The following is an 11580-nucleotide window of genomic DNA, read 5'->3' as shown; positions in this document are numbered from 1 at the left end:
ATGTCACATTGGGGACACTGAGCCCTATCGCTCCTGCCTCCATGCGGAACTGCCTATGTAGGTATGAACCGCAGATCTGGTCGCGCGGTGGGTCGCCGCGTTCGCCCCACTCGCACCAGCAGTCACAACGGCTGCGCGTGAAGGCCCCCTTCCCTCGGCTCAGCCGAGGAAACTCGACCTTCACACCTTGCTGTACTCAGGCAGGTCGGTCAGGCGACCGCGATCGCGTTGTTGACCGCGGTGACGGTCTCGGCGGGATCGTCGACCGTGAGCACGAGGCGGTTGAAGTCCTCGGCCTCGTCGAGGGTGATGACGACCGTGCGGTCGAACCCGGAGACGTTCCAGAACTGCCGGTCGCCGTCGGCGTGAAAGGTGCCGGCGAGCTTGCCGGGGATCCGGAGACCCGGTCCGCGCCAGCCCTTCGGCTCGTCGCGCATCCCTGGGTCGTGTGTCGCGCCGCGTACGTGGGCGAGCGGGAATTCGAGCCGCCGGGTGAATGACCAGACCTTGTCGATCCCCACGGGTTCGACCACGAGCCGGTCTCCGCTGATGGTGACACGGTTGTTGCTCATGCCTTTTTTCCTTCGTCGTCGAAGTCCTGGACGCGGGCGCGGGCCAGCAGCCGTCGTCCCAGCTGGTCGGGGGTCGCCCCGAGGTTCTGGATGACGGCCCGCGCCCGGACGCGCAGCCGCTGGTCGGTGGGTGCCAGTTCGAGCAGCGCGACCAGCAGGATGTCGAGCTGCTCGTCGCGGTCCGCGGCGACGTGTTCCAGCACACGGGCGAACAAGCCGTGCTTGCTGCCGAACGCGCCGTAGAGGCTTCCCCGGTGGACACCCGTCGCCTCGACGAGGTGATCGACCGAAGTCGCGTTGTATCCCCGCTGCCGGAAGACCGCCGCCGCGGCTTCGATCGCTGTCGTCTCATCGAACTGGCGTGGTCGGGCCATGGGTTTGAGAATAGTCATTCAAGAATGACTGGTCAAGAACTTCGTATCGGCCACCCTCCGTGCCGGTGCGTACACTCACTGTGCGAAACACGGCAAGCGTTACCTCCTGACGATTTCGGGAGGACCGAAGTCACCTTCGCCGTGGGCGCGGTGTTGCGAAAGCCGCTTTCGCAACACCTCATGAGGCCGCAAGGCGACCGCCGCCGGTTCGCAGGCCGCAGGGGCAGACGTCGAGCCCCGGCGAAGGTTGGTGATTCGCCCTCAAGGCGGTGACGTGTCCGCTATTCTCTTGCTGTCCGTTTCAGGACCATCGAGTTAGGACACTGGGGAAAACATGAAGAACACCTTGCGGCGGCTTGCCGTCGCCGGAGCCGCTGTCGCGGCCTTCGCCTCGATCAGCGCCGTGACCGCGGGAGCGGCGCAGGCCTCGGACTACGAGTATTTCGGTACGTACAGCAAAGAGGACTGCGGGATCACCGGCCACCATGGCCAGATCGCCGGGGACTGGGACGGGTGGATGTGCTACCCCACCTCGCTTCCCTGGGAGTGGGATCTGTACGTGCAGCCCAACTTCTGATCCACCACCGCGTCGCCGAAGGGCCGCTCGGGAGGCTTTGAACCTCCTGAGCGGCCCTTTGTCGTTACTTACCAGGCAAGTCCGCCGCGCGAACACCCTCCGCGCCGGTACGCGTACCCACTGTGCGGAACACGCCAAGCGTTACCTCCCCGTTTCCCCGCGCCGTTGACGGCTGTGGCTCGGCTCACTACAGTCCCCGGAAACCGTCTGTAAAGTTTCCTAACGAAGTCGGGAGCGAGCCAAGTGCGAGCCGGCAGTCCGCGAATGCTGCGCGAGATCAACGATCGCGCGGCCATCGAGGTCCTCCTCAGGGACGGTCCTCTGACGCGCTCCGAGCTCGAGGTCGCCATCGGCCTGTCGAAGCCCGCGACGGCGCAGCTGCTCACTCGGCTCGAACAGGACGACGTCGTCACCAAGGCGGGCGTCCGCGGCGGGGGCCGGGGCCCGAGGGCGCAGCTTTGGCAGGTCAACGGTGGTGTCGCCTACGTCGCGGCCGTGGACCTGACTCCGCGGCAGGCCGACTTCGTGGTCGCCGACGTCTCGGGCGCGGTGCTCGCCGAGTATCAGGTCCCGCTGCCGGTCCACGAGGGCGCGGACGTCGTCGGCACGTTCGGCGCGGCGCTCACCCACGTCGCGAACAGCGCCGGTCTCGCCGCCACCGATCTCCGCCACGTCGTCATCGGCGCCCAAGGTGCCTTCGATCCCCGCACCGGCTTGCTCTCCTCGGCGCCCCACATCCCCGGCTGGCTCGGTTTCGACGTGCCGCGCAGGCTCAGCCGCGAGCTCGGCGTCGAGGTCACCATCGAGAACGACGTCAACCTCGTCGCGATCGTCGAGATGACCGTCGGCCAGGCCGTCGGGCTCGACGACTTCGTGATGATCTGGCTCAGCGACGGCGTCGGCGGCGCGGTGGTGGTCGGCCGCAGACTGTTGCGCGGCGCGACCGGCGGTGGCGGCGAGATCGACTGGATGCGCGTTCCCGATCCGGTTTCCGTTGCCACGCCGAGGGAGAAGCCTCGTGCGGGAGATCGTTTCGGTGATCTCGTCGCCTCTCCGGCCGTCGTCGAGCTGGCCACCGCGCACGGCATCGTGGCCGAAACCGGCGCGGACGCCGTCGCCAAGGCTCGGGAAAGCCACAACGAAGCCTTCCTCGACGACCTCGCCCGCCGTGTCGCGGGCGGAGCGGCAGGCCTGATCGCGGTCGTCGACCCCGAACTCGTGCTGCTTTCCGGCGACACCAGCCGGGCCGGTGGCGACGAATTCGCCGCACTGGTCGCGCGAAGGCTGCACGAACTGGTCCTGCCCCGCACCCCCGTCGGGGTCGCTTCGGTGCAGGGCAACGCGGTCCGCGCGGGCGCGCTCCAATCGGCGCTCGCCACCGTCCGACGGGACGTCTTCGGCGTCAACACCCCTTCGCTCCTCGGGCCCGGGCGGTCCGGGGCGGGAGAGCCAAATCCGATCGTGGCGATCCCGGATTCACGAACAGAACCACCGTCTCCCGCCCCAACCAACTAGGAGGAGGGTCATGAGTTCCACGACCCAGGTTCGGAGAAGCGGCCGCCGTCGGCGCGGCTCGATAGTGCTCGGCGCGGTCACCGTCGCCGCACTGGTGTCCGCTTGTTCGGGCGCCGCAAGCGGCCCGAGCGGTGGGGCGGGCGACGCGGCGGCCGCCCCCGCCGCGGACGCGAAGCTCACGCTGACCGTCTACAGCAAGTTCACCGACCGCGAATACAACGTGGTCACCGCCGGGCTCAACAAGCTCAAGGCGAAGTTCCCGAACATCGAGATCAAGCACGAGGGCCAGCAGGACGACGACAAGATCACCCAGTCCATCCGCGGTGGCAACCCGCCGGACGTGGCGATCTCGTTCTTCACCGACAATCTCGGCGCGTGGTGCTCGACGGGCAGCTTCCAGGATCTCAAGCCCTACATCGACCGCGACAAGATCGACCTGACCCAGATCCCGGACGCGGTCCGCAGCTACACCGAATACCAGGGCAAGCGCTGCGCCATGCCGTTGCTCGCCGACGTCTACGGCTTCTACTACAACAAGGACATGTTCGCGGCGAAGGGCGTCACGTCGCCGCCGAAGACGACCTCGGAACTGTTCGAGGCCACCAAGAAGCTGACCGAGTTCAACGCGGACGGCTCCATCAAGGTCGCCGGCTTCCTGCCGTCGATGCCGTTCTACGCCAACATGGCGCAGTACTGGGCCCCGAACTTCGGCGCCACCTACCTCGGCCCCGACGGCCAGTCGCACCTCGCCGACAGCCCCGAGTGGAAGGCGATGTTCGACTTCCAGAAGCAACTGGTGGACTTCTACGGCGGCCACGCCAAGGTCGAGCAGTTCAAGGCCGGTCTCGGTGAGGAGTACTCGGCGGACCACGGTTTCCAGCGCGGCAAGCTCGCGATGATGATCGACGGCGAGTACCGCACCGCGTTCATCAAGGACCAGGCGCCGCAGCTCAAGTTCGGCACGGCGGCCCCGCCGGTGCTCGACAGCAAGCCCGACCGCTACGGCGGCGCGTTCACCACGGGCACGATCATCGCGATCCCCAAGGGCGCCAAGAACCCCGGTGCGGCCTGGGAACTGATCAAGCAGGTCACCCTCGACACGTCGACGCTGGTCGAGCTGTCGAACGGCCTGAAGAACGTCCCGAGCACCAAGGCCGCGCTGACCGACCCGAAGCTCGAGGTCACGCCGGAGTTCAAGACGTTCCTCGACCTGTACAACGGCGGCAAGCTGACGCCGAACCCGTCGACCCCGATCGGCGACGCGCACCTCAAGGCGGTCAACGACTTCGCCGAGAAGTGGCAGGCGGGCAACGTCCCGGACATGGTCGCGGGTCTGAAGCAGGTCGACGCTCAGATCAACGACGAGCTGGCCCAGAAGCGCGCCGGCGGCTGATCGCATGACTTCGACCCTGGATTCCAGGGCGGTCGCCTCCCCTTCCGCGTCCACCCGGACGCGGAAGGGGAACACGGCGCGCCGCCGTCGCACCGTCTTCTACTTCATCGCCCCGGCGATGCTCGGTTTCCTGATCTTCTTCGGCTACCCGCTGATCGCCACGGTGTACTACTCGTTCACCCGGTACGACCTGATCAACGCGCCGGAGTTCATCGGCTTCGACAACTACGTCCGGATGTTCACCAGCGAGCCGCTGGTCGGCACCGCCGCGTACAACACGTTGTGGCTGGTGATCGTCCTGACCGTCTGCCGGGTGGTGTTCGCGCTCGGCGTGGCCTCGGTCATCTCCCGGCTGAAATCGGGCGTCGGACTGGTCCGGACGCTGTGCTACCTGCCTTCGCTGGCCCCGCCCGCCGCGGCGACCTTGGCCTTCGTGTTCCTGTTCAACCCGGAATACGGCCCGGTCAACGCGTTCCTGGACTTCGTCGGCATCGACGGCGGGCTGTGGTTCAACGACCCGGCGATGTCGAAGCCGGCGCTGACCCTGCTGGTGATGTGGGGTTCGGGCGAGCTGATGATCATCATCCTGGCGGCGTTGCTCGATGTGCCGCAGGAGCAGTACGAGGCCGCCGAACTCGACGGCGCCGGGCCGATCCGCCGGTTCTGGCATGTCACGCTGCCGTCGATCTCGCCGGTGCTGCTGTTCGGCATCGTCAACTCGATCATCTTCGCGTTGCAGTTCTTCACGCAGGCGATCGTCGCGGGATCGGCCGCGGCGGGCGCGGCCGACGTCGCGGGCAACACGAAGTTCATCGGCGCACCACAGAACTCGACGCTGACCTATCCGGTTTGGCTGTACGTCCAGGGTTTCCGGTACTTCAACATGGGTTACGCGGCGGCGATGGCGGTCCTGCTGTTCATCGTCTCGGCCGGGTTCACCTGGATTCTCGTGCGGCAGCTTCGTAAGTCCCAGCATCAGGAGGAGGGGGCATGACGACACTCGCCGAACGGCGGCCCACCGCCCCGGCTACCGAACCGCCGAAGGTGCGGATGCGGCGCCAATGGGACAAGAAGCTCTACTGGATCGCGACGCACAGCGTGGGCATCGCGATGGGCGTGATCTTCATGCTGCCCATCCTGTTCGTGTTCCTCACCGCGGTGATGTCCAGCGACCAGGCGCTTTCATCGAACTTCTGGCCGACGGAATGGCATTTCGAGAACTTCATCGAGGTCTTCGAAAAGGCGCCGCTGCTGCGGTACTTCGGCAACAGCATGCTGTATTCGACGCTGGCCACCGTCGGTGCGCTCGTCTCGGCGATCCCGGCCGCGTACGCGCTTTCGAAGCTGAAGTTCCGCGGGCAGAACCTGTTCTTCATGCTGACCGTCGCCGCGATGATGCTGCCCCCGCAGGTCACCGTCGTGCCGTTGTACGACCTGTGGGTGCGGCTCGGGTTCACCGGGACACTGATCCCGTTGATCGCGCCGTACTTCTTCTTCGACGCGTTCTCGATCTTCCTGCTGAGGCAGTTCTTCCTCACCATTCCGAAGGACTACCTCGAAGCGGCGAAGATCGACGGCTGCAACGAATTCAAGGCGATGGTCAAGGTGCTGATCCCGATGGCGAAGCCGGGGATCGCGGCCACCGCGATGTTCTGCTTCCTGTTCACCTGGAACGACTATTTCGGTCCGCTGCTCTACACGGGTGAGACCCGGGACAGCTGGCCGCTTTCGCTGGCGATCGCGTCGTTCCGCGGCATGCACCACGTGGAATGGAACCTCACCATGGCGGCCACCGCGCTGATCATGCTGCCGGTGATCGTGTTGTTCGTGTTCGCGCAGAAGTCCTTCGTCAAGGGCATCACATTCACAGGGGTCAAGGGATGAAACTGGCAGTCGTCGGTGGTGGGTCCACGTACACGCCCGAGCTGATCGACGGGATCGCCGGACGGCGGTCCACTTTGGACGTCGACGAGATCGTGCTGATCGATCCGGACGCGTACCGGGTGGAGGCGGTCGGGGACTTCAGCAACCGCTTGCTGAGCCACGCCGGGCATCCGGCGCGGGTGCGCACCACGTCGAGTCTCGAAGAGGGCGTCGACGGGGCGTCGGCGGTGCTGATCCAGCTGCGGGTCGGTGGGCAGCGCGCGCGGCGCGGGGACGAGACGTTCCCGCACGCCTGTGGCTGTGTCGGACAGGAGACCACGGGCGCGGGCGGCCTCGCGAAGGCGCTGCGCACCGTTCCGGTGGTGCTCGACATCGCCGACAGGGTAAGGAAGATCGCCGGGGACGACACCTGGATCGTCAACTTCACCAACCCGGTCGGCATCGTCACCCGGGCGCTGCTGAACGAGGGCCACCGTGCCGTCGGGCTGTGCAACGTCGCGATCCACCTCCAGCGCACGTTCGCGCATCTGCTCGGTGCCGGCGTCGACGACGTCAAACTCGTCCACACCGGACTGAACCACCTGAGCTGGGAAAGGAAGGTGCTCGTCAACGGCGAGGACCGGCTGCCCGAATTGCTCGCGGAACACGCGGAATTCCTCGGCGAGCACGTGACCGCGCCGGTCGAGTGGATGCGGCGGATGAACGTCGTGCCGTCGTACTACCTGAAGTACTACTACGGGCACGACGAGCAGGTCACGAAGCAGCGCACCGAGCGGCCGCGCGCGGACGTCGTCAGCGATGTCGAGGAGGAACTGCTGAAGGTCTACCTCGACCCGGAGGTGGTGACCAAACCGGAGCAGCTGGAAAAGCGGGGCGGTGCCTACTATTCCGAGGCCGCGGTGCAGCTCGTGCACGCGCTCACCTCCGGTGGCCCGGCGGAGGAGCACGTCGTCAACGTCCGCAACGAAGGCACTTTCGACTTCCTGCCGGACGACGCTGTCATCGAGGTACCGTCCCTTGTGGACGGTAATGGGCCACGTCCGATCCCGCAGCCGCCGGTCGAGCAGCGGTTCGCCGGGCTCATCGCCGGGGTGACCGCGTACGAGCACCTCGCGCTGGAGGCGGCGATCAAGGGCGGCCGCGATCGGGTGGCCGACGCGCTGCTCGCGCATCCGCTGGTCGGCCAGTACACCAAGGCGGATCAGCTCGCCGACACGCTGGTGCGGACCAACCGTGAGTTCCTGCCGTGGGCGGGGGCATGACGGCCGGCTCACAGGACGTCGTCGTCGCGATCGACGGCGGCAACAGCAAGACCGACGTCCTGATCGTCTCCCGGGACGGACGGGTGCTCGGACAGTCGCGAGGGCCTGGCGCGTCCCCGCAGAACATCGGGGTCGACGGCAGCGTCCAGGCGCTGGAGAAGCTGGTCCTGGAAGCCCTTCGCGGGGCAGGGCTTCCCGGCGAACGTCCTTTCGCGACACATACGTCCGCCTATCTCGCGGGGCTGGATTTCCCGCAGGAGGAAGCGATCCTGCACGCCGCGCTGGCGGCGCGCGGCTGGAGCGACACGCTGATCGTCGGCAACGACACGCTCGCGCTGCTGCGCGCGGGGAGTTCCGACGGGACAGGGGTGGCGGTGGTGTGCGGCGCCGGGATCAACGGCGCCGGCGTCAGCGCCGACGGACGTGAGCACCGGTTTCCCGCGCTGGGCAAGATCTCCGGCGACTGGGGCGGCGGCTACCGGCTCGGCGAGGAGGTGCTGTGGTGGGCCGTCCGCGCCGAGGACGGCAGGGGCCCCGGCACGGCTTTGAAAGCCGCGGTCACCGCGCACTTCAAGACGTCTTCGGTGCTGGAAGTGGTGGAGCGCCTGCACTTCGGGGAGCTGCACTCCGATTCGATCCACACCCTCTGCCCGCTGCTGTTCGCCGTCGCGGCGGGCGGCGACGAGGTGGCGCAGGACGTGGTCGACCGGTTCGTCGAAGAGGTCGCCCTGCTGGTCTCGGTCATCCTGCGGCGGCTGGAGCTCACCGAGCAAGCACCTGAAGTCATCCTCGGCGGGGGAGTGCTGACCGGGGTCGGCGCGCAGGTGATCGCGGAGATCGAGCGGCGGTGCCTGAAGGTGGCGCCGCAGGCCTCGATCCAGGTGGTCGACGTGGCCCCGGTGGTCGGCGCGGCGTTGTTCGCGCTGGACACCATCGGTGCGTCCGATACCGCCAAAGCCGCGCTGAAGGCCGCCACGAAGCGGGTCTGACGGGTCAAAGCTCGTGAGTGGTAAGGACGGTTCTAACCGTCCTTACCACTCACGAGAACGCAGGACCTTTCGTGTCGGTGCGTGGGTCAGGAAGCGGTGGGGACGAGCGGCTCGTCCGTCTCCAGCAGCGTCTTGAGGTCCGACAGGATCCACGGCCAGCCGCCACCGGCGTTCTCCCCCGGTCCGGCGTTGATGTCCTCCTGGGAGCCGTTGATCAGCGCGGCCGTCGTGGGCGCGCCGGTGACGTCGTGGGTGACGGTCAGCCGGGTGCCCGCGGTCTTCGTCTCTTCGATCTCGTAGGTGAGCTTGGTGTACGGCTCCTTGTCGAAGGACGGGTCCATCAGCAGCTTCCAGGTGATGACCAGTTTGCGAGGTGGATCGACCTCGAGGACCTCGCCGTCGACCAGGTTGTTCGTGAACCCCGCCTCGACGTATTCCGGCGTGGGGTGGGTGACGTGCTTGCCGCCCGGCCGCAGGTCGAAGTCGACGAGGCCGGTGTAGCCGTACTTCCGCGACCATTCGGGCTTCGTGATCGCGTCCCAGATCTTCTCCGGGGTGGCCTTGATGTAGACCCGGTAGACCTGGGTGGCGGCGATGGTGGTTTCGGTCATGACGGTTCCTCGTTTTCGAGATCGGGGGCTTCGAGTTCGGCTTTGAGGTCGAGCAACACGGTCACGTTGCGCTCGGTGAACTTGTCGATCCACCGGTCGTGGATCTGTCGGATCGGTACCGGGTTGAGGAAGTGCTTCTTCTCCCGGCCCTCCTTGCGCGTGACGACAAGTCCGGCTTCTTCCAGCAGTTTCAAATGCTTCATCACGCCGAACCGGCTCATGTCCACTTCGGACTCGAGATCGGTCAGCGTGCGGCCGTCACGCGTGAACAACTGGTCGAGCAGGAACCGGCGGGTCGGATCCGCCAGGGCCTTGAAAACCAGGTCGTCGTCGGGCACATCGAAAGGATAGGTGACCAAAAGGTCACGTGTCAACCGGAACATCCCGGAAGTACATGAAGGCCCCCGTCCTTGCGTCTAGCGCAAGGACGGGGGCCTTCATGTACTTCGGCTATAGGAGGGCGCCCAGCGGCAGGATCAGCGCGATCGCGACCACCGAGATGACCGTCTCCATGATCGACCAGCTCTTCAGCGTCTGCCCGACCGAAAGCCCGAAGTACTCCTTAACCAGCCAGAACCCGGCGTCGTTCACGTGGGAGAAGAACAGTGAACCGGCGCCGATCGCGAGCACCAGCAGCGCGCTGTGCGACGGGTCCATGGTCGCGGCGAGCGGGGCGACGATGCCGGCGGCGGACACGGTCGCGACCGTCGCGGAGCCGGTGGCGAGCCGGATCGCGACCGCGACCAGCCAGCCGAGCAGCAGCGGCGACAGGTTCGCGCCGGTGGCGAGGCTGGTGATGACGTTGCCGACACCGGCGTCGACGAGGGTCTGCTTGAACCCGCCGCCCGCCCCGACGATGAGCAGGATGCCGGCGATGGGCGGCAGCGAATCCGCCACCGTGGACGACAGCTTGTCCCGCGTGAAACCCGCGGACTTGCCCAGGGTGAGCATGCCGAGCAGGACCGCGGCGAGCAGCGCCACGAGCGGGTCGCCGATGAAGTCGAGCACGCGGCGGACGTGGTTCTCCTTCTCCAGCAGGATGTCCGCGAGCGCCTTGCCCATCATCAGCACGACGGGCAGCAGCACGGTGGACAGCGTCGCGAGGAAGCCGGGCCGCCGGCCGTCCGAAGAGGACGATTCCGGGATGAGGCGTTCCGGCGCGACCGCGTCCGGGACCATCTTCGCGGCCAGCTTGCCGAACAGCGGCCCGGCGATGATCACCGTCGGGATCGCGACGAGCAGGCCGAAGGCCAGGGTGAGGCCGACGTTGGCGTTCAGCGCGCCCGCGGCGGCGAGCGGTCCGGGGTGCGGCGGGACGAGACCGTGCAGCACCGAAAGCCCGGCGAGCGCGGGGATTCCCAGCATCAGCAGCGGTTTCCCGGTGCGCTTGGCGACCAGCAGGATCACCGGGATCAGCATGACCAGGCCGATCTCGAAGAACATCGGCAGCCCGATCAGCGCGGCGACCAGTGCCATCGCCCACGGCAGCGCGCGGTCGCCCGAGCGGCGCAGGATGGTGTCGACGATCTGATCCGCGCCGCCGGAGTCGGCGAGCAGCTTGCCGAGCATCGCGCCGAGCGCGATCAGCACGCCGACCGAGGCGACGGTGGAACCGACGCCGGAACTGAAGCTCTTGATCAGCTTGTCCACCGGCATGCCCCCGACGAGCCCGAGCACGCCGGAGCCGAGGATCAGGGCCAGGAACGGATGCTGCTTCGCCTTGGTGATCAGGACGACGATCACGGCGATGGCGAGCACCGTCGCGCCGATGAGACGGGTGTCGTGTCCGGTCCAGGCGGCGGCGAGAGTGGTGGTCATCGGCGGTCCTTGAAAGCGGAAAGGGCGGTGTCGACGATCTCTTCCGGCTTCTTCGCGATGTCGGCGACGAGGCCGAATTCGTCCGGCTGCAGTGGTTCGAGGTCGGCGAGCTGGGAGTCCAGAAGGGACACCGGCATGAAATGACCGGAGCGGGTCTTCATCCGGTCGGCGAGCAGGTCGCGGTCGCCGTGCAGGTGCAGGAACCAGACGTCGCCGCCGCCGCGCAGGATGTCGCGGTAGCGGTATTTGAGCGCGGAGGATGTCACGACGCCGCCGGAGGACTGGTGGTCCCGGATCCAGGCGGCGATGGCTTCGAGCCAGGGTCGCCGGTCTTCGTCGTTCAGCGGGTGGCCGGAGCTCATCTTGTCGATGTTCGCCTTCGGATGGAACGTGTCCGCTTCGGCGTAGTCGACGCCGAGGCGTTCGGCGAGTGCCGTGCCCACGGTCGTCTTGCCCGAGCCGGAAACGCCCATCACCACGATGACGGTCATCCGTACCTCCCACGTCGTTGTAGCCGGGACGAGTACAGCTCAAAAGTACTACTTAATCAACATCAAGTACTACTTAATCGAGTCAGAACGTTAC

13 protein-coding genes are annotated in these 11580 nt (G+C 66.8%); 7 read left to right on the top strand and 6 right to left on the bottom strand.

The genetic code is table 11. From position 1 onward, the window contains the following. Positions 1-209: 209 nt before the first annotated feature. Both AC069I_RS00165 and AC069I_RS00160 read right to left on the bottom strand, forming a co-directional pair. Positions 210-572, bottom strand: a complete 363-nt coding sequence (locus AC069I_RS00165) for a hypothetical protein (RefSeq protein ID WP_395882795.1) — start codon at positions 570-572, stop codon at positions 210-212. Next, complete coding sequence (locus AC069I_RS00160) at positions 569-946, bottom strand: TetR/AcrR family transcriptional regulator (protein WP_478228438.1); 378 nt, start codon at positions 944-946, stop codon at positions 569-571. Before AC069I_RS00160 ends, AC069I_RS00165 begins: the two co-directional genes overlap by 4 nt. A 334-nt stretch (positions 947-1280) precedes the next feature. Between AC069I_RS00160 and AC069I_RS00155 the strand changes: the two genes are divergently transcribed. The 7 genes from AC069I_RS00155 to AC069I_RS00125 all read left to right on the top strand — a co-directional run bounded on the left by AC069I_RS00155 (position 1281) and on the right by AC069I_RS00125 (position 8566). Next, positions 1281-1523, top strand: coding sequence for a hypothetical protein (locus tag AC069I_RS00155; RefSeq protein WP_478228439.1), 243 nt, complete (start codon positions 1281-1283; stop codon positions 1521-1523). Positions 1524-1787: 264 nt separating this feature from the next. Continuing rightward, a complete protein-coding gene (locus tag AC069I_RS00150; RefSeq protein WP_478228470.1) occupies positions 1788-3038 on the top strand; it encodes an ROK family transcriptional regulator in 1251 nt (416 codons plus the stop codon). A 10-nt stretch (positions 3039-3048) separates the two neighbouring features. Continuing rightward, the gene (locus AC069I_RS00145; protein WP_478228440.1) at positions 3049-4431 is read left to right on the top strand and encodes an extracellular solute-binding protein; all 1383 of its coding nucleotides are present in this window, start codon (positions 3049-3051) and stop codon (positions 4429-4431) included. A 4-nt stretch (positions 4432-4435) separates the two neighbouring features. Further along, the gene (locus AC069I_RS00140) at positions 4436-5425 is read left to right on the top strand and encodes a carbohydrate ABC transporter permease (RefSeq protein WP_478228441.1); all 990 of its coding nucleotides are present in this window, start codon (positions 4436-4438) and stop codon (positions 5423-5425) included. Then, positions 5422-6315, top strand: coding sequence for a carbohydrate ABC transporter permease (locus tag AC069I_RS00135; protein ID WP_478264545.1), 894 nt, complete (start codon positions 5422-5424; stop codon positions 6313-6315). Before AC069I_RS00140 ends, AC069I_RS00135 begins: the two co-directional genes overlap by 4 nt. After that, on the top strand, positions 6312-7577 hold the full coding sequence (locus AC069I_RS00130) for a 6-phospho-beta-glucosidase (RefSeq protein WP_340684376.1): 1266 nt from the start codon (positions 6312-6314) through the stop codon (positions 7575-7577). Before AC069I_RS00135 ends, AC069I_RS00130 begins: the two co-directional genes overlap by 4 nt. Next, entirely contained in the window at positions 7562-8566 is a 1005-nt protein-coding gene (locus tag AC069I_RS00125; RefSeq protein WP_478228443.1) for an N-acetylglucosamine kinase, read from the top strand. Before AC069I_RS00130 ends, AC069I_RS00125 begins: the two co-directional genes overlap by 16 nt. Positions 8567-8652: 86 nt before the next feature. On the opposite strand, the gene AC069I_RS00120 is transcribed toward AC069I_RS00125, so the two are convergent. The 4 genes from AC069I_RS00120 to AC069I_RS00105 all read right to left on the bottom strand — a co-directional run bounded on the left by AC069I_RS00120 (position 8653) and on the right by AC069I_RS00105 (position 11486). Continuing rightward, positions 8653-9177 (bottom strand): SRPBCC family protein, encoded by a 525-nt coding sequence (locus AC069I_RS00120; RefSeq protein WP_478228444.1) that lies wholly within the window; start codon positions 9175-9177, stop codon positions 8653-8655. Beyond that, complete coding sequence (locus AC069I_RS00115; RefSeq protein WP_478264544.1) at positions 9174-9515, bottom strand: ArsR/SmtB family transcription factor; 342 nt, start codon at positions 9513-9515, stop codon at positions 9174-9176. Before AC069I_RS00115 ends, AC069I_RS00120 begins: the two co-directional genes overlap by 4 nt. A 112-nt stretch (positions 9516-9627) precedes the next feature. Further along, a complete protein-coding gene (locus AC069I_RS00110) occupies positions 9628-10995 on the bottom strand; it encodes a GntT/GntP/DsdX family permease (RefSeq protein WP_478228446.1) in 1368 nt (455 codons plus the stop codon). Next, positions 10992-11486: a gluconokinase gene (locus AC069I_RS00105; RefSeq protein WP_478234543.1), complete on the bottom strand. Its 495-nt coding sequence runs from the start codon at positions 11484-11486 to the stop codon at positions 10992-10994. The genes AC069I_RS00110 and AC069I_RS00105 overlap by 4 nt, the downstream gene beginning before the upstream one ends. Positions 11487-11580: the final 94 nt, after the last annotated feature.

Source organism: Amycolatopsis sp. NPDC043885, assembly GCF_056435685.1.
The sequence above is the reverse complement of the archived record's forward strand: the minus strand, read 5'-3'. Positions and strand labels throughout refer to the sequence as shown.

Coding starts and splice junctions, on each gene's coding strand:
- AC069I_RS00165 (WP_395882795.1), bottom strand. CDS start 572: ATGAGCAACAACCGTGTCACCATCAGCGGAGACCGGCTCGTGGTCGAA.
- AC069I_RS00145 (WP_478228440.1), top strand. CDS start 3,049: ATGAGTTCCACGACCCAGGTTCGGAGAAGCGGCCGCCGTCGGCGCGGC.
- AC069I_RS00155 (WP_478228439.1), top strand. CDS start 1,281: ATGAAGAACACCTTGCGGCGGCTTGCCGTCGCCGGAGCCGCTGTCGCG.
- AC069I_RS00135 (WP_478264545.1), top strand. CDS start 5,422: ATGACGACACTCGCCGAACGGCGGCCCACCGCCCCGGCTACCGAACCG.
- AC069I_RS00110 (WP_478228446.1), bottom strand. CDS start 10,995: ATGACCACCACTCTCGCCGCCGCCTGGACCGGACACGACACCCGTCTC.
- AC069I_RS00120 (WP_478228444.1), bottom strand. CDS start 9,177: ATGACCGAAACCACCATCGCCGCCACCCAGGTCTACCGGGTCTACATC.
- AC069I_RS00130 (WP_340684376.1), top strand. CDS start 6,312: ATGAAACTGGCAGTCGTCGGTGGTGGGTCCACGTACACGCCCGAGCTG.
- AC069I_RS00140 (WP_478228441.1), top strand. CDS start 4,436: ATGACTTCGACCCTGGATTCCAGGGCGGTCGCCTCCCCTTCCGCGTCC.
- AC069I_RS00105 (WP_478234543.1), bottom strand. CDS start 11,486: ATGACCGTCATCGTGGTGATGGGCGTTTCCGGCTCGGGCAAGACGACC.
- AC069I_RS00160 (WP_478228438.1), bottom strand. CDS start 946: ATGGCCCGACCACGCCAGTTCGATGAGACGACAGCGATCGAAGCCGCG.
- AC069I_RS00150 (WP_478228470.1), top strand. CDS start 1,788: ATGCTGCGCGAGATCAACGATCGCGCGGCCATCGAGGTCCTCCTCAGG.